Here is a 16,776-nt window from a genome sequence, read left to right on the forward strand (position 1 = left end):
ATTATTCCTTTAATTTTTATTGTTAAATAAATTTTTTCTTCAAATTTTTTTATTTCTATGTCAATATAATTTTTTTTAAAATAAAGACTATATTTAAACATTTTTATAAATTGAAATGGAACTATAGTTATATTTTTACTTTGTTCTACTATTTGTCTCAATTTTTCATGATATTTAATAAAATAAACTATTAAATATATTTTATTTGCAATGTTAATAAATTCATAATGAACTAAAACACTATAATTATAAAAAGTATTATTAACTACATTTTTTATTGCTTCATCTATATTATTTTTATTTTTTATATTTGGTATTGTAGTTACAAAGTCTATTCATTTTATTCAAGCTTTACAATTTGATAGTTTAATAAAGAAGATTTTAATTATAGGTCTAAAAAAATCCTCCATAATATTTTTTATATGGTTATTAAAAGAACCCTATTTATTAGTAAAAAAATGGGTTAAGAAATTTTTAGATAATGAAGAAAATAATGAAGTTAAAATAGATGTAGATTGAACTACCCGGACCACAATAATTGGAGGATTCTTTTAACGTTGTTTGATATTTAAGTTTCCACCTAATAGACAATCCTTATACCTTGTCAACTATATATTATAATATTTCATAATATATATAACATTAATTATCTAGGCACTGCTAGTGATGTAAGTTCTGGAATAATTCAAAAGTATATACAAAATCAAAAGGTATAAGTAAAAGAACGAGTATATTGAATACTCGCTCTTTTAAGTCCTTACATCTACAGTCACAATGGTTTTATGGACTATTCTATAAAATTATATATACTTTTATTTTAATTAATTTCTAAAATACCCTCTTTATTGCTACTTTTAATTTTAATCTTTTCTATTCCCCCATACCCCTTTTCTAAATATCCAACCACACAAACTTTTTGAATATTTCCCTTATTATCTTTATAAGTTAAATATAATGAAGTTTCTCCATTTATATTTTTAGTGTTTAGGTTAACCATACAAGATTTATTAGTGTCTATATTTTCAATTTTTTCTATAATATCTCCATTATAAAAACTAAGCTCTAAATCCTTTAATGCTTTATTAGTTTTATTATGAATAAATATCTTATAAGTATTACTTACACTAAGTTTAAAATCATAAAGATATATTCCTAAATTATAAACACATAAAGCAAAAAAAATTCCTATTATTACATTTACTAAAAACTTTTTTCTTCCACCCATTTTCTCTCCTAAAATTTCCTTTTATTATTATAATTTTATCATAGCCAATATTCCTATACAATCTATTAAGAACTTTAAGAAAAAAATATAAAAATTTATTACAGCCTAAAATTTTTGAATTTGATACAAAAATATATACAAAATAAAAAAAATAAAATAGTGAGTACATTAATATACTCACTATTTTATTTTTACACTTACAGTTAAAATATCTATCTTTTATATGATGTTTTAAAAACTCTAATATTTAATTATTTTTCTAAGCTCTTCAATATTTTCTTTTGATAATTTAGTAAATTTCATAATTACCTCTATATTAACACCATCTTTTATCATTTCAAGTGCAACTTTTTCAATACCTTTTTCAATACCTTTTTCAATACCTTTTTCCATACCCTTTTCTTCAGCATTTTCTAAATCACTAACCCTATCTAAAATAGCCATTTTTCTTTTATTGTAAGCCATTCTTTCATTTTCATCACTACTTAATCTCACAAGTTCTTCTTTAGCTTCTTTAATTTCTTTCATATTCATTTTTAAAGATGCTACCTCCTTAATTAACAATCCACACTTATATTATTAAAACAATTATATTATTTATTATAAATTATGTATAGAGTTATGAGAGTTAATTTCAATATTTCCATATTGAATAGGTATGTAATGTTTATTAAAAGCAATAGGATATTCACCACTTTTATATAATGATTCTTCAATTAAATAAAATTGATTTTCACAGGAAATAGGGTGTCCTTTAGTTATAAAATTTCCTGTAGTTGAAAATTTTATGTGAATTTTAGAAGATAAACATTCTTTATAAATTTCTTCTTCTATAAATTTAATTAGTTCTTCTTTATTATTTAAATTAATTTTAAAGTTAGAAATAACCTCTATGGGAATTATAGTAAAGGTATAAGCTAAGGCTTCTTTATTGTTGTTATACCACCTATCTATTACCACCGTAGCTGCTGATTTTTTTCCTAAGATTTTTGTGAAATAATCTGATGGAGGTTCTATTTTAAAATCAAATTCTACATTGCTTATAGGGTGTTCTAAACATTTATAAATAACATGTCCTATTTTTTCTAAACCATTTTTTTTAGTAGTATTTTCTTTAGTTATATAATTACCTTTTCCTCTTATGTTTTTAATTAACCCATCATCTTGAAGAAGAGCTAATGCTTGACGTAAAGTACTCCTACTTACCCCTAAAGTTTTTGCTAGTTCTGGTTCAGATGGCAATCTACTATTTTTAGGGAAACTTCCCTCTGTTATCATTTTAAAAAGCTTATTATAAACTTCAACATATCTTAATTCTTTTGATGTATCTATTATATTAATATTATCCATTACAAATCCCTTTCTAAAACATACAAGTTCCATACAACTTAAAATTTGTAAAAATCTTCATCATTAATTATAAAAGATTTAAAAAAAATATCAATAAAATTTATGAAAATAATTGTAAACGATTGACGATTGTATAATTACATGTTATTATTTATACATGCAACAGACAACTAAATAGACAAGTTAAGCTTGTCTATATGTTTGAATATTATGTTGTGTTTTACAAATTTAAATTAAATTTGAAGTATTATAAAAATTTAAAATAAATAAGTAACAATAGAAGAAATATTATTAGGATTTCAAGGAGTTAAAGTTATGAGTAAGTACAAAAGAATTTTTACAATAGTAATCGATTCATTAGGAGTTGGAGCAATGAATGATTCAGAAACATATGGAGATGTAGGTGTTGATACACTTGGACATATATCTGAATCAGTAGAAACTTTTAATATTCCTAACCTTCAAAAAATAGGAATTGCAAACTTACACAAATTAAAGCAAGTTGCACCAGTTGAAAATCCATTAGGATATCAAATGAAAATGGGAGAAGCTAGTGTTGGTAAAGATACAATGACAGGTCACTGGGAAATGATGGGTTTACACATCACTAAACCATTTAAAACATTTACTGAAACAGGATTCCCGAAGGAATTATTAGATGAATTAAGTGCAAGAACTGGTCATAAAATCGTTGGAAACAAGAGTGCTAGTGGAACTGAAATATTAGATGAACTTGGAGAACACCAAATGAAAACTGGAGATATGATAGTTTATACTTCAGCAGATTCAGTTTTACAAATTTGTGGTCATGAAGAAACTTTCGGTTTAGATGAATTATATAGATGTTGTGAAATAGCTAGAGAAATTACTTTAAAAGATGAATGGAAGGTTGGAAGAATAATAGCTAGACCTTACCTTGGAAGCAAAAAAGGTGAATTTAAACGTACAAGTAACAGACATGACTATGCTTTAAAGCCATATGGAAAAACTGTTCTTAATGAATTAAAAGATAATAAATTTGATGTTATTTCTGTAGGAAAAATATGCGATATATTTGACGGAGAAGGAATTACAGAATCTAATAAGTCAAAGAGTTCAGTTCATGGAATGGAGCAAACTTTAGAAATAATGGATAAAGACTTTACTGGATTATGCTTTGTAAACCTAGTTGACTTTGATGCCCTTTGGGGACACAGAAGAAATCCTCAAGGTTATGCAGAAGAATTAGAAAAATTTGATGTTAACTTAGGTAAAGTTTTAGATAAATTAAATGAAGATGATTTATTAATAATAACTGCTGACCATGGTAATGATCCAACTTACACTGGAACAGACCATACAAGAGAATATGTTCCATTCTTAGCATATTCACCTTCAATGAAAAAAGATGGCATATTAGAAAGTGAAAAAACTTTTGCTACAATAGGAGCAACTATTGCTGAAAACTTTGATATAAAAATGCCAGAAGGAACTATAGGTGAATCTGTTTTAGAGAAACTTGTATAAGATTTAAATAGAATTTTAAAAATTATAATATAAAAAATTAAGAGTACTTAAAATTTAAGTGCTCTTAATTTTTTACTTTATAAAGATTTTCTTATTTTTTCAACTATTGTTTCAGGTAGGTCTGTGAGTTTAATAATTTCTTCATTGCTTTTCCCTTTTTTTATCATTTTCTTTACTACCATAGTAACTCCTTGTTCTACCCCTTCTTCTTTAGCTCTTTGTTTCATTTCAGTTAGTATAAAAGCATTATTAGCAATCATATTATCCACATCCTCCTTATTACAATCTAAAATATTAATAGCTTTTTTAGCTAGATTATCTTCTATGGAATTTTTAATCCAATGCTTTAAAATTTGTATATCCTTAGGATTTAATGTGTTAAAGAATAAAGCTATACTTTTTATTCGTTGTAAGTATTCATAAGGGTCTATCTTTTGTTCTAATAAAAATATAGCTGAAGTCATTGTTTTACAGTTTAAAAGCTCTTCTTTAGAATAGTTATGATTAATATCTATTAAATCATATTTAAAGTTTATTAAATTCTCTCCAAAAAGTTCCTTATTAAACACTATATTTTTAAAATTTCTTGGTACAGTCCAAGGATATTTTCCATTATAAAGAACTATTGGAATTACTGCAGGAACTTTAAAATTTTTATCATAAAATTTAGGATTTTTATTTTTATAGTATTCTCTTAATATCTCACAAATATAAAAAAGTAATCTTAAAGGCATTCTATAGTCTATAGTAGACTGGAATTCAAGAAGTACATAAAATATAATATCATTTCCATTAATATTAGCAGCATAAACAATATCAGATTCCTGACTTTCATAATCAGAAGAAATATATGATTTATTTATAAGTATTAAATCTTTTGCTTGTAAATTTTTTGACCAAGGAAGTTTTAACATAACTTTAACTAAATCAAGAAAAACTTCTTTATTTGAATATAAATCTTTATAACTTTTATCATGTATATTATTTACATGCTTTTTAAAACTCATTTCTGCCTTAATTTCCTCATAAAAGTTGCTTTATTACTAATATATGAATATATGAGAAAAATGACTAATTTATTTTAAAATTTCAATTTAAAAATCCTTTCTTTATATGATACTTAATAAGAATTTTTAAAAATATATAATATTTAAAGAAATATTGTTGAACCCATGTTTGTAAATAAAGTTTTAAAACTTTATTTACATAATTATAAAAAGTGTGTATAATTACTTTATTATGTATTGTAAGAATTTGTATTTCAAAAGAGAGTTGAGAGGGGTTTACTAAAGTGAATAATATTAATAAAATTGATCTTAAAGCACTTGAAAGTGCTGTAATAAAAGCTAAAAATAATGATATAGAGGCAAAGGAATATATAATAAATATATTTATGCCTTTTATATTAAAAACTTCAAGCACTGTGTATATAAACAATATGGATAAAGAGGATATTATACAAGAATCTATAATTGCTCTTATGATTTCAATCATTAAATATAATGGAGATAAATCTTTTTTTTGGTATGCTATTAGAGCTATAAAAAACAATATATATTATTTATTAAGGAAGCATAAAAAATATAATAATAATACTTCGTTAGATAATATAGTTTTAGTTAGTAATGAAGACGTGGATAAAGAACTTTTACGTCAAGAAGATCATCATGTTTTATGCCAATTATTACACAAATTAACAAAAAGTGAATATAATATTGTATTCAAATATTTTTTTCTTGATTATAATTATAATGAACTAATAAGAGATACAAATTTAAAATATAATAATATAGCTTGTAAGAAATATACAGCTTTAAAAAAATTAAAAAAACATATAAATAGCCATTAATTATTTACTAGTAATTAATAATAAAATAAAAAACTTGAAAACATATTCTTAATTTAAAGGAGTAACATTATTAATGAATTCTTTATTAGAAACTTCAATAAAAGATATTATTAAAAATTATAGTTCATTTTTCTTAAATAAAAAAAATGTTTTAGGTGTTGGATTAGGTTATAAAACTATTAAAAACTTGGAAACAAATGAATTAAGTATTCACATTTTAGTAAATAAAAAAGTTCCTTTAAATAATCTATATAAAAAAGATGTAATATCTAAAACTTTTTTAGGATTAAAAACCGATATTATAGAAATAGGTTTATTACAGGATAATTCAATTACAGAAATAAGCTCTAAAGAAAAAAAAACATCTACACATACTTCACGTATACGCCCTTTAAAAGCTGGATATAGTATTGGTACTGCTATGTCTGGAATAACTGGAACTTTAGGTGCTATAGTATTTGATGATGTTAATACCCCTTATATACTAAGTAATAATCACATATTAGCTGGTGAAAATAAAAATAAAAAAGGAACTTTAATTCTTCAACCTGGTGCTTCTGATGGAGGATTTGTTAAAAATAACATAGTTGGAAAGCTCTATGATTTTGTTTCTTTATCATTTGAAGAAAATTCTAATAAAGATATTGCTACTACTAATATAGCTGATTGCGCCATTGCTAAAATTGATTCAAACATAGATTATAATAGTAATTTTAAGATATTTGGAAAAATTAGAGGTGTTTCAAAACCTGTTCTTAGATCGGAAGTATTTAAAATAGGAAGAACAACTGGTTATACTAATGGTTTTATAAAGACTATAAATGCAACTCTTAGATATAAATCTTCTTATAACGGATTATATAAAACTTTTTCTGATTTAATAATTACCACTAATATGAGTTATAAAGGAGATTCTGGTAGTTTATTAGTAAACTCTGAAAATAAAGCACTAGGCTTATTAGTTGGAGATAATCCTTTAAATAGTTGGTTTAATCCTATTGAATATATATTAAATGTATTTAATGTTCATTTTTAACTTTATTAATAAATAATATAAAAAAGGGGTAATTAAAATGAAATCTTTATTGGAAAATTCTATATGTGATGTTATTAATAAATATCCTTCCTTTTTTTTTAATAAAAAAAATGTAACTGGTATAGGATATGGTCATAAAATAAAAAAAGAAATGAGTACAGAGGAACCAACCCTTCATGTGTTTGTAAAGGAAAAACTACCTTTAAATCAATTATATCCTCATGAAATTATTCCTAAAAATTTTTTAGGATTAAAAACGGATGTTATTGAAACTGGTACAGTAACCCAAGACATATCTGAAATAACCATAGGAAAAGAAAATTCTGAACTTTTACAAGAGTTAAACTCACGGATAAAACCCCTTCAAGGAGGAGTAAATATAGGACCTTCAAACTCAAAACGCTTTGGTACATTAGGAGCTGTAGTAATTGATAACTTTACCAATGAACCTTTTATATTAAGTGCTAATCATGTTTTAACCAAGAATGGTAAAAACTCCAAAGGAAGTAATATATTTCAACCTTCTCGTGGTAATTATAATAATATTTATAGTGGTATTTATAAAGATATACTTAAAAAAAATGCAGTGGCAAAATTATTTAAATGGGTTGTATTAAATTATGATGATTCAGCAGATAATTATGTGGATGCCGCTCTTGCAAAATTAAATCCTAAAGTGAAATATAAAAATGGAATTTATCATGCAGGAGCTATTAGAGGTACAAAAGAATTAAATCTTAAAGAATGGATATATAAAGTAGGTGCCTCTACGGGATGGACTGTAGGACGTGTTTTAAGCCTTCATAATACAGTAAAAATAGAATTACCTAAAGGAATTTCTTATACTTTAAAAGAACAAGCATCTACCGTTAAATTCTCAGAGGGAGGAGATTCAGGAAGCATAGTTTTTGACTTAGATGAAAAGGCTCTTGGACTAGTGGTGGGTAGTAGTGAAAAATATTCCTTTTTTACTCCTATTGATGTTATATTAAAAGCTTTAAATGTTCACTTTGAATATAAATTTCCAAATTAGAAGTAAATTATTTAATGAAAAATTTAACTATAAAATCAATAATACTAAACAACTAATTAGGAGCTATATCTATTATATTTGATATAGCTCCAAGTTAATTTAGAACAAAGTCTTATACTTAAATTTTATATTTAAGAATTTTTATTAATATAAATTTTTAAAGCTTTTATAAAAAGAACTAAGGCATAAATACCTAAAGCTAAAAAAAACGTATTTAAAGCAATCATTATAAAACCAAAAAAAGATGCAAAAAACATAAAAAATTCTCCCTATAAAAATTTTATTTTTAAGCTTTTTATAAATATATTCAACTAAAAAAGAAAATATTCTTAGCTGAAAATATACATTAAACCCATAAACCTTAACCTATGAAAATAAATATACTATTCTAATACTTTATTAACTACAAAATTTAAATCATAATCATCAATTTTATTATTTTTATTTATATCTATATAATGTTGAAATTTCTTACTTTCACTGGTACTTCCATAATATTTTGCTACTAAAGCTACATCACCAATATCAAATATTCCATTTCCATTTAAATCTCCTGTGGTTTCTATAATTTCTAAGGATTTGAATTTTTCTAAAGCACTATTTAATACTAAAATAGCATTATCTAAAATTTCAAAAGTTAATTCATTATTTAAAACTTCTTCAGCTACATTTATAGCTTTAAGTAATTCTTCTTTAGCACCCTTATGATATTGTCCAACTTCAAAGCCTTCTTCTGAAATTTCAAGTAGCCTTCTTCCCTCATTTATTAAGGAGTGTAATGGAGCTGTATCCATAACTCTTTTAGTAAATAAAGCTCCACCTAAATTAAAGTTATCCTCTAAATTATTTTTGAGTTTATTTACTACAAATTTAATTTCTTTTTTTCCTTCTACATTTATATTAATTAACTTAGCTGGAGTTTTATTAGTAATAGTACCACTATCATAAACTTCTTCTCCATCTAATAATATTTTAAAGTTAACACCATCTCCTGTTAACCCAGCTACCCCTTTATCAATTCCTATATAACTTTGGAAGTATTCATATTCCTTTCCTTCTATATCATAAACTATAGTAGAGTCTGCCTGTGTTCCTATTCCTTTAGTAACCATCATGCCATCTTTTCCATCACTTAACTTTAATACTCCCTTATTAACATTTCTGTCCTTTTGTACAGAAGTTAGGAATGGACTTGTAGCACTTTTCCAAGTTAAATCACTTAAATACTCTCCTTCTGTTACTATTATTTTAGCTTCTACTGGTACCTGAATATCATAAATAGTCATAATACCTATTAAAGTATGCTCTCCCACCATGTTTAAAGTTTCGTTATCTAATTTATTCCAATTTAAAGAAACCTTTTCTTTTTCATCATTATTTAAAGTAACTTCCGTGTTATAAGGTAAAACTGGACTATCTCCCTTTAAGGTTTGCAGATTAAACTCTGGAATTTCTTTAATATCTACCACAGTAATAATTCCTTTTACCTTAGTATCAGTACCTTCTACCATGCCTTCTACTTCTACAATTCCCTCAGTATTAAAAGCTTCTTCATTTAAGTCTTCCCATTTAATAAAGAATTCTTTACTACTTCCTTCACTTACTTCAAGTTCCACCTTTTCAGGTAAATTTGGTACATTTCCTTTTAAAGCTTTTACATTAATAACTTGATCTTCTTTTATTTTATAAGGAGCATCTACTTTATTTAATTCCATAGGATTGTCCTTATTTGTATCTATTGGTCTTAAAGACATTTTATAGGTATAATCTCTATCTGCATATAAAGTGAATTCAGGATGCGTTTTAGCTCCCCAACTATCATCTCCACCTACACCCATTTGTTTATAGTTAACATTAACTATAACATCCTCACTTTTAACTAATTCATGAGGGTGTTTTTTAGTACCTAATTCTTCTTCAGTATAATGAAGTGCTGTCCCTTCTATAAATGGATCTCCTGAAACCATTAACCCTACTCCAGAATCATTAGTTAAGGTCATCCATCTTATATCTGTTTTATTACCCATTTCAGATGGCTTAATATATGGGAAAAACTGTTCATCCACAATACCTTCATGAACTGAAACCTTCGCTCCTAATTGTCTATCCCAATAGTTTTCCTGTGGCCCTCTACCATACCACTTTAAATTTTCAAATTCCTTTGGCATATTAAAGGTCATTCCTATAGATGGTATTTCAGGTAAACTTTTATCTGGATTTAACTCTGAAGTTATTTCAACTTCTCCATTTCCATATATTTTTATTATATTTTTATACTGTGAAGTCTTTTTAGTTGGTAAAGTATTATCCACTTCTATGGTAACTATCTTATCTGAAATTTCTGTATTTACAGCATTTACTGTTCTATTTTGTCCTGCATATCTCCAAGTTTTAGCCCTTAAATTTAAATCATTTCCCTCATCATTATCTGTTGGAGCTCTCCAAAAATCTGGCTCTATTGGAGTGCTTAAAAGCTCTTTTTCATTATAAATAAATGAATCTATACTTCCCTTTATTTTGTTAAAGGAAATGATAAAATCCTTTCCTGTAACTTCTATAACTTCTTCAGTTTCATTAGTAGTTAAGGAATTCATTTTATTAATATCTGCTTTATCCTTTACCTCTTTATTAAATTCTAATTTAAATTGTTCATAGGCTATTTTATGACCTGCTTCTGCCCATTTTTCATCTTCTTTAGTGGTAAAATTTATATTTAACCAGTATTCTGAAGCCTTATCTATTTCCCTAGGAGTTTTAAATGGTATTTTAACTTCTTCAGTACTTCTAGGTTCTATATTTAAATCTAAATCACCACTTTCTATTACTTCATCATCCTTAACCAATTCCCAAGAACAATGGTATTCATTAATATTGGTAAATAAAAATTCATTTTCTATAGAAACTAATCCTTGTAAAATATCAATTTCATTAACCTCTATTTCTTGATAGCAATATTTAACCTCCTTTAATTGAGGTTTTACAATTCTATCTGCGGTAATTAATCCATTAGCACAGAAATTACCATCATTAGGCTTATCTCCCCAATCTCCACCATAAGCTAAAAACTTTTCACCATCTTCTGTTTCTTTATATAATGCTTGGTCAACCCAATCCCATATAAATCCACCTTGCAAGTTATCATACTTCTCAAAAACATCCCAATATTTATAAAGATTTCCCACACTATTACCCATAGCATGAGCATATTCACATAATATAAAAGGAATATCTCTACTAGATTTTCCGTATTCCTCTACTTGATCTGGTCTCCAATACATTCTACTATAAACATCAGAAACAGTATCATCATCATAACTACCTTCATAGTGAACTATTCTTGTACTATCATTTTCTTTAACCCAATCAGACATCTTTTTAAAGTTAGTTCCTTGTCCAGCTTCATTTCCTAAGGACCAAAGTAATACTGATGTATGATTTTTATCCCTTTCCACCATACTTTCTACTCTATCTAAACAAGCCGCTGTCCATTGTGGTTTATTGGCAGGTAATATATCTCTAGCTCCATGAGATTCTATGTTTGCTTCATCTACTACATAAAGACCATATTCATCACAAAGCTCTAAAAATGCTGGATTATTAGGATAATGTGCCGTTCTAACAGCGTTTATATTATGACTTTTCATAAGTTTAATATCTTCAATCATACTTTCTATGGTTACAGCTCTTCCCTTTTCAGGGTCAGTTTCATGTCTATTAACTCCTTTAAACATTATAGGTTTATCATTTATCTTCATTTGACCATCTTCTACTTTAAACTCTCTAAATCCTATCTTAGAGCTAACAGCTTCTAATTCATTTCCTTCCTTATCCTTTAAAGAAATTATTAAGGTATATAAATTAGGTGTTTCTGCTGACCATTTCTTAGGATTTTCTATATCTACCCTTCCCTTTAATAGGGTTTGTGTAGCATTTTCATTATACTCTGAAGCTTCTGTAAAATCTGTTTTCATAGTTAAAGGTTCATTTAAAACCTTTTTATAATTATCATCATATAACATAGCTTCCACAGTATATTCTTCATTATTCTTTAAATAATTTGTTAAATCTAATTCTACATTTAATGTACTGTCTTCATAATTTTCGTCTAAATCTGTTTCTATAGTAAAATCTCTAACTCTAACTTCTGGAGTAGAGTATATAAATACATCTCTAAATATTCCACTTAATCTTATAAAATCTTGATCTTCAAGCCAACTACCATCACTCCATCTAAAAACTTGAACAGATATAGTGTTTTCTCCCTCTTTTAAATAATCTGTAATATCAAAATCTTTAGCTGTGTAGCTATCTTCAGAGTAACCCACTTTTTGTCCATTTATCCATACATAAAAAGCTGATTCAACTCCTTGGAAAGATAAATAAACTCTTCTTTCATCATCCCATCCTTTAGGCACATTAAAGGTTCTTTTATAAGACCCTACAGGATTATACTTTGTTGGTGCTTTAGGTGCTCTAGGTCGTTCTACTCCTGTCCATGGATAAGTTTGATTAGTATATATAGGATAATCATGACCCTCCGTTTGCCAGTTACTCGGAACTGTTATTTTATTCCAGCCTGTTGTATCAAAATCATCTTCAAAAAAATCCATTGGTCTATCATCAGGCTTGTCTACTAATTTAAAATCCCACTGTCCATTTAATAATTTTAAATACTCTGAATCAACCCTTATACCCCTTTCGGCAACAGATTTCTTTTCGTATTCTAAAGCTTTTTCACTGACGTATAAACTCTATAATTCCTTATAAATATTTTATAATTTTATAGATTTATTTTCTGCTTCACAGAGTCTGATTTTGCAATTTGCTACTTTCGTTTGGTATGACTCTTCACAGACTTAAATTCCGATTCGCCAAATCGTACATATTAGCTTAATCTTTTAATTTGATTTTCTAAGCTAATTCGTATTTTGCTAAATTAAAACTTGCATTTTTATCCCTGTCCATTACAAGATTACACCTATCATTTACACATACATAAGTCCTATCTTTTAGTCGCAAGTCTTTTTTAATAGTTCCACAACAAGAACACATTTTACTACTTGGAAAGTATCTATTTGCTTTTACAAATTCAATTCCTTTCCATTTACATTTATGACTAAGAATAGTTATAAACTTATTAAAACATTGCTCTGCAATTGCTTTAGAAAGATGTTTGTTTTTAAGCATACCTTTAACATTTAAATCTTCTACTACTACTCTACTAGGCTTGGTTTTCACGATAGCATTTGTAGCTTGATGTATATGATTTAATCTAATATCTGCAATTCTTTTATGAACAAGTTTAATTTGTTTTTCAAGTTTTATGATATTTTGAGTCTTAATAAGTCTTTGATCTTTTTCAAAATTCTTACCATCTTTAAGCATATCATATTTTCTTGAAACTCTTCTTTGGAGTCTTTTAAGTTTCTTGTTTAATCTTCTCATTTCTTTAGATTTATTAATGTTTTTAAAAGGTTTTTCTATATTAGAAACCATTGCTAAATCTTTTATTCCCAAATCCACACCTACACTTTCTCCTGTAAGTTCTTCTATTTCTTTATCTTCACACTCAAAAGCAAGTGCAATATACCAAAACTTTCCGTTATGCTTTACTCGAGGATTTAAGACTTTTATTTTATCTTTTTTATAATTTCCAATAGGGAGTCTACCCTCGTCTTTCATTTTTACATGACCTATCTTTTCTAGCTTGATATAGTTATCTTCAACAACAAATTTGTTGTTCAAATGAAAGAACGAAGTTTGACATCTGCCTTTCTTTTTAAATTTAGGATAATCAGATTCCTTTTTAAAAAATTTCTGAAACGCTTCTCCTAAATCTTTAAGTGCTTGTTGTGGTATTTCAGAAGAAACTTCTTTAAGCCACTCATATTTATCTGATTTTCTAACCTCTGTAAAAATTTTTCTTAAACTACCTATTGATAAAGACTTTTTATTTTCTTCATAATAGTTGTTTAAGTAGTCTAAACCCCAGTTGTAAGAAAATCTACTAATACCTGCACTTTTCCACATTAATTCTTCTTGTTTCTTAGTAGGGTATAACTTTACTTTAATTGCTTTAATCATTTTCAACTAACTCCTTAATCATTGCTTTAGTTTTCTTTGCTCTCTTTCCTTGAAGCCTACAACTAAAAACTGTGATTATTTGAATTAAATCTTCTACAACTTCTTGTTCTTCAGATTTTTCAGTATTATCAATGACTTCCAGTTCAACAGATTTAAACTCACATATATTTTCTATAAGTTCAAACCCAAATCTTACTAATCTGTCTTTGTATAATACTACTACCTTAGATACTTCATCTTGTAGAATTAATTGAATTAATTGATTAAGACCTTTTTTATCATAATTTATCCCACTACCAATATCGGTTATTATTTTAAATTGATAACCTTTTGAGATTAAATAAGTCCTTACATTTTCAACCTGTCTTTCTAATGATTCTTTTTGCTTTGCACTAGAAACTCTGCAATAACCTATAACTAATCTTTCTTTATTACTGACCTCTCCATAAAATTCTTTGAGTTGTTTTTCTGTGTAATATCTATACCCAGTATGAGAATCAATCATTTCTGGTTTTAGCTTTCCACTTTTATCCCAATTACGAAGAGTTTGTTGTGTCTTATTAATTTTTTTAGCAAACTGACCTATTGAATATTTTTTCATTAAGACCACCTCCTATAAATATAATATCATATTTATATTTGAAAGCCTACAAAAATTATAAAGTATTTATATTATTTTATAAAGTTTATATCCTTTTATCATATAACGCTACTTATATGATGCCATTTCGCTCACGCTAATGACCACCTAGTTTCCTAGAGTGCAAAGACTATTTCTTCACCTACGACATTACTCGTTTAGGGCAGACCTTTTCTTCCACCAATCGCTTGTGGTTTTACTCGGTATTCCAACCGATAGTCGTTGAAGTTTCTCCATATCCTAAAGACTTAGGAGCTTACCTGCATGAGCAACCATTGTTTACGACATTTAGGATTTAACCTTGTGCCATCCTTACGTTTTTTCTACTTTCGTGCCATCATATAGTGCTTTCACCCATATTGTGGTGTAAGGCTTTAGGTAGTACCTGCAATTAAATCTGTGTCCTACGCAAATTTCTTTACGTACGCAGTATAGTTTATATTTTTATAATCTTTCTATAAAGTTTTATAAACTATTTGTTACTGTTTTCATAAGAAACAAAGGTAGCATGTGCCTTTTCTCTATTTTCTTCAAATATTTCAGGATTATTATTCCATTCTTCAAATGTATTTGGCATTGCATTTACAATATTTTTTGCACTAAATATTAATTGATCACAAACTCCTGTTACAACTGTAGTAGCAATAATTAATGCTAAAGTTCTTTTATTAATTCTAATCATAAAATCCCCTCCTCAACATATGTTATGTATATATTTTACCATATTTGTTAATATTTACATAATAATTTTATAGTAATGTATAATTAAAATTTTTATAATAAAAATCACTAATTATTTTCCACTTAATTCTTTTATATGAATATTTATGCTTTGTATTTTTCTAAATTTTTAGTTAAAATTATTTTATGAAAAACAAAGGAGAAAACTTTTTAATGAATACAATTAAAAAAACTAAAGAAGCTTTTTATAAAAAAAGAAAGGACTTTTTATTTTGGTTAAAATATAAAATCCTATTTGCTCATCCCCATCCTATGTGGTTAAGACAATGTGAAGATAAATTAGGATATGATGATGTGTTTAATAATAGAAAAAAACTAGTTAAAGAAGGAACTATAGCATTAGCTACTATTGTACAAGCTAATGAACTTTTATTTAGCCGAGGAACTGAAGATCATCCAGCTACTATGATATATAGTAGTGACATATTTTTTGAAGAAAATCCAAAGGAACTTGAAAGAATAGCTAAAATGTTATTTTCACTAAGAAATGAAACACTTCCTGAAAAAATATTAGAAAATAAAGAATTAATGAAAATTCGAGATTTATTAAATGATGAGTATACACCAATTTTTAATGTTAAAATACCTGATGAAATTACTAAAAATAAAGAAGTATATATGGATAATATAATTATACATAGATTAGATATGCCTAACTTTTATTTAGAACAAAATACCTTTCCTGTGGTTACTCATAAGGATGTTAAAGGATTAATGGCTTTACCAAGTAAATTTTGGATTAATTAAATGTTAATTTAAATTTAGATATAGGATATTTAGTAACTTAATACTTAATCCTATATCTTTTTTATTACGTTATTTCATTTTATATTTTTATGTAAAATATTATAAACCTTTATTTGGTTTAATATTACAAAAAACATGAGAATTGTTTTATATTAAGCTAAATTATATTTTTTTATAACTTCTTTTAAGTGCAAATATAAATAATAAAAAGGAAAAAATAGCAAAAAATATAGCTGCAAAATATGCAAATATTCCTTCATTTCTAAATGTTAAGTTTAATATACATAAAATTAATGAGATTAAACCTAATATAACATATAACTTTATTAACGTTTTATTCATAAATTTTTCATCCTTTCTCAAATTAAATTTCACTTAATATATTGCTTAAAATTATTATTTATAAATAATTTTAATATTTACCTGATTTTAAGTATAAATTTAGCTTCTATGATTATAAATAACATTTTAACATAATATTATTAAACTTTATTGCTTTTATCTTAAAATAGTATTTTTTCGTCCTGAATTTTAAATAAATCTTAGTTTTATAGTAAATTTATAA

At 26.1% G+C, this 16,776-nt stretch carries 15 protein-coding genes and 1 pseudogene; 5 read left to right on the plus strand and 11 right to left on the minus strand.

The window, feature by feature from the left end; genetic code table 11:
* Nucleotides 1-817: 817 nt before the first annotated feature.
* The 3 genes from GBZ86_RS05565 to GBZ86_RS05575 all read right to left on the minus strand — a co-directional run bounded on the left by GBZ86_RS05565 (nt 818) and on the right by GBZ86_RS05575 (nt 2,575).
* Nucleotides 818-1,225, minus strand: coding sequence for a hypothetical protein (locus tag GBZ86_RS05565; protein ID WP_152888565.1), 408 nt, complete (start codon nt 1,223-1,225; stop codon nt 818-820).
* A gap of 240 nt (nt 1,226-1,465) precedes the next feature.
* Complete coding sequence (locus GBZ86_RS05570) at nt 1,466-1,759, minus strand: Rpn family recombination-promoting nuclease/putative transposase (protein ID WP_152888567.1); 294 nt, start codon at nt 1,757-1,759, stop codon at nt 1,466-1,468.
* 66 nt (nt 1,760-1,825) lie between these two features.
* Entirely contained in the window at nt 1,826-2,575 is a 750-nt protein-coding gene (locus tag GBZ86_RS05575; RefSeq protein WP_152888569.1) for a GntR family transcriptional regulator, read from the minus strand.
* A 315-nt stretch (nt 2,576-2,890) separates the two neighbouring features.
* Here GBZ86_RS05575 and deoB point away from each other — a divergent pair, with 315 nt between their 5' ends.
* Nucleotides 2,891-4,081 carry a phosphopentomutase gene (deoB, locus tag GBZ86_RS05580; protein WP_152888571.1) on the plus strand — a complete coding sequence of 397 codons (1,191 nt, stop codon included), beginning with the start codon at nt 2,891-2,893 and terminating at the stop codon, nt 4,079-4,081.
* A 77-nt stretch (nt 4,082-4,158) separates the two neighbouring features.
* On the opposite strand, the gene GBZ86_RS05585 is transcribed toward deoB, so the two are convergent.
* Nucleotides 4,159-5,088: an Rpn family recombination-promoting nuclease/putative transposase gene (locus GBZ86_RS05585; protein ID WP_152888573.1), complete on the minus strand. Its 930-nt coding sequence runs from the start codon at nt 5,086-5,088 to the stop codon at nt 4,159-4,161.
* 284 nt (nt 5,089-5,372) lie between these two features.
* Between GBZ86_RS05585 and GBZ86_RS05590 the strand changes: the two genes are divergently transcribed.
* From GBZ86_RS05590 to GBZ86_RS05600, 3 genes are all read left to right on the plus strand, one after another.
* Nucleotides 5,373-5,930 carry a sigma-70 family RNA polymerase sigma factor gene (locus GBZ86_RS05590; protein ID WP_152888575.1) on the plus strand — a complete coding sequence of 186 codons (558 nt, stop codon included), beginning with the start codon at nt 5,373-5,375 and terminating at the stop codon, nt 5,928-5,930.
* A gap of 73 nt (nt 5,931-6,003) precedes the next feature.
* Nucleotides 6,004-6,966: a chymotrypsin family serine protease gene (locus tag GBZ86_RS05595; protein WP_152888577.1), complete on the plus strand. Its 963-nt coding sequence runs from the start codon at nt 6,004-6,006 to the stop codon at nt 6,964-6,966.
* A 37-nt stretch (nt 6,967-7,003) separates the two neighbouring features.
* Nucleotides 7,004-7,999 carry a chymotrypsin family serine protease gene (locus tag GBZ86_RS05600; RefSeq protein ID WP_152888579.1) on the plus strand — a complete coding sequence of 332 codons (996 nt, stop codon included), beginning with the start codon at nt 7,004-7,006 and terminating at the stop codon, nt 7,997-7,999.
* A gap of 131 nt (nt 8,000-8,130) precedes the next feature.
* On the opposite strand, the gene GBZ86_RS18405 is transcribed toward GBZ86_RS05600, so the two are convergent.
* The 6 genes and pseudogenes from GBZ86_RS18405 to GBZ86_RS05620 form a co-directional block, all read right to left on the minus strand.
* The gene (locus GBZ86_RS18405) at nt 8,131-8,256 is read right to left on the minus strand and encodes a hypothetical protein (protein ID WP_268817432.1); all 126 of its coding nucleotides are present in this window, start codon (nt 8,254-8,256) and stop codon (nt 8,131-8,133) included.
* A 126-nt stretch (nt 8,257-8,382) separates the two neighbouring features.
* Nucleotides 8,383-9,753 carry an NPCBM/NEW2 domain-containing protein gene (locus GBZ86_RS19005; RefSeq protein ID WP_479690744.1) on the minus strand — a complete coding sequence of 457 codons (1,371 nt, stop codon included), beginning with the start codon at nt 9,751-9,753 and terminating at the stop codon, nt 8,383-8,385.
* A pseudogene (lacZ, locus tag GBZ86_RS18640) lies at nt 9,751-12,711 on the minus strand (beta-galactosidase, LacZ type); the annotation flags it as partial. The gene GBZ86_RS19005 and the pseudogene lacZ, both read right to left, overlap by 3 nt.
* A gap of 199 nt (nt 12,712-12,910) precedes the next feature.
* A complete protein-coding gene (locus GBZ86_RS05610) occupies nt 12,911-14,083 on the minus strand; it encodes an RNA-guided endonuclease InsQ/TnpB family protein (protein WP_152888583.1) in 1,173 nt (390 codons plus the stop codon).
* Nucleotides 14,076-14,684 carry an IS607 family transposase gene (locus GBZ86_RS05615; protein WP_152888585.1) on the minus strand — a complete coding sequence of 203 codons (609 nt, stop codon included), beginning with the start codon at nt 14,682-14,684 and terminating at the stop codon, nt 14,076-14,078. The genes GBZ86_RS05610 and GBZ86_RS05615 overlap by 8 nt, the downstream gene beginning before the upstream one ends.
* A gap of 511 nt (nt 14,685-15,195) precedes the next feature.
* Nucleotides 15,196-15,405, minus strand: coding sequence for a hypothetical protein (locus GBZ86_RS05620; RefSeq protein ID WP_152888587.1), 210 nt, complete (start codon nt 15,403-15,405; stop codon nt 15,196-15,198).
* A 212-nt stretch (nt 15,406-15,617) separates the two neighbouring features.
* On the opposite strand from GBZ86_RS05620, the gene GBZ86_RS05625 reads away from it, so the two are divergent.
* Nucleotides 15,618-16,211, plus strand: a complete 594-nt coding sequence (locus GBZ86_RS05625) for a hypothetical protein (protein ID WP_152888589.1) — start codon at nt 15,618-15,620, stop codon at nt 16,209-16,211.
* A gap of 162 nt (nt 16,212-16,373) precedes the next feature.
* Here the strand turns inward: GBZ86_RS05625 and GBZ86_RS05630 are convergent, their stop codons facing one another.
* Complete coding sequence (locus GBZ86_RS05630; RefSeq protein WP_152888591.1) at nt 16,374-16,553, minus strand: hypothetical protein; 180 nt, start codon at nt 16,551-16,553, stop codon at nt 16,374-16,376.
* Between the last annotated feature and the right edge of the window lie 223 nt (nt 16,554-16,776).

Source organism: Clostridium tarantellae, assembly GCF_009295725.1.
GTDB lineage: Bacteria > Bacillota > Clostridia > Clostridiales > Clostridiaceae > Sarcina > Sarcina tarantellae.

Bases quoted from the DNA above. Each gene is read 5' to 3' on its own strand.
- GBZ86_RS05595 (WP_152888577.1), top strand. From the start codon at position 6,004: ATGAATTCTTTATTAGAAACTTCAATAAAAGATATTATTAAAAATTAT.
- GBZ86_RS05565 (WP_152888565.1), bottom strand. From the start codon at position 1,225: ATGGGTGGAAGAAAAAAGTTTTTAGTAAATGTAATAATAGGAATTTTT.
- GBZ86_RS05570 (WP_152888567.1), bottom strand. From the start codon at position 1,759: ATGAATATGAAAGAAATTAAAGAAGCTAAAGAAGAACTTGTGAGATTA.
- GBZ86_RS05600 (WP_152888579.1), top strand. From the start codon at position 7,004: ATGAAATCTTTATTGGAAAATTCTATATGTGATGTTATTAATAAATAT.
- GBZ86_RS05615 (WP_152888585.1), bottom strand. From the start codon at position 14,684: ATGAAAAAATATTCAATAGGTCAGTTTGCTAAAAAAATTAATAAGACA.
- GBZ86_RS19005 (WP_479690744.1), bottom strand. From the start codon at position 9,753: ATGTCTTTAAGACCAATAGATACAAATAAGGACAATCCTATGGAATTA.
- GBZ86_RS18405 (WP_268817432.1), bottom strand. From the start codon at position 8,256: ATGTTTTTTGCATCTTTTTTTGGTTTTATAATGATTGCTTTAAATACG.
- deoB (WP_152888571.1), top strand. From the start codon at position 2,891: ATGAGTAAGTACAAAAGAATTTTTACAATAGTAATCGATTCATTAGGA.
- GBZ86_RS05575 (WP_152888569.1), bottom strand. From the start codon at position 2,575: ATGGATAATATTAATATAATAGATACATCAAAAGAATTAAGATATGTT.
- GBZ86_RS05610 (WP_152888583.1), bottom strand. From the start codon at position 14,083: ATGATTAAAGCAATTAAAGTAAAGTTATACCCTACTAAGAAACAAGAA.
- GBZ86_RS05620 (WP_152888587.1), bottom strand. From the start codon at position 15,405: ATGATTAGAATTAATAAAAGAACTTTAGCATTAATTATTGCTACTACA.
- GBZ86_RS05625 (WP_152888589.1), top strand. From the start codon at position 15,618: ATGAATACAATTAAAAAAACTAAAGAAGCTTTTTATAAAAAAAGAAAG.
- GBZ86_RS05630 (WP_152888591.1), bottom strand. From the start codon at position 16,553: ATGAATAAAACGTTAATAAAGTTATATGTTATATTAGGTTTAATCTCA.
- GBZ86_RS05585 (WP_152888573.1), bottom strand. From the start codon at position 5,088: ATGAGTTTTAAAAAGCATGTAAATAATATACATGATAAAAGTTATAAA.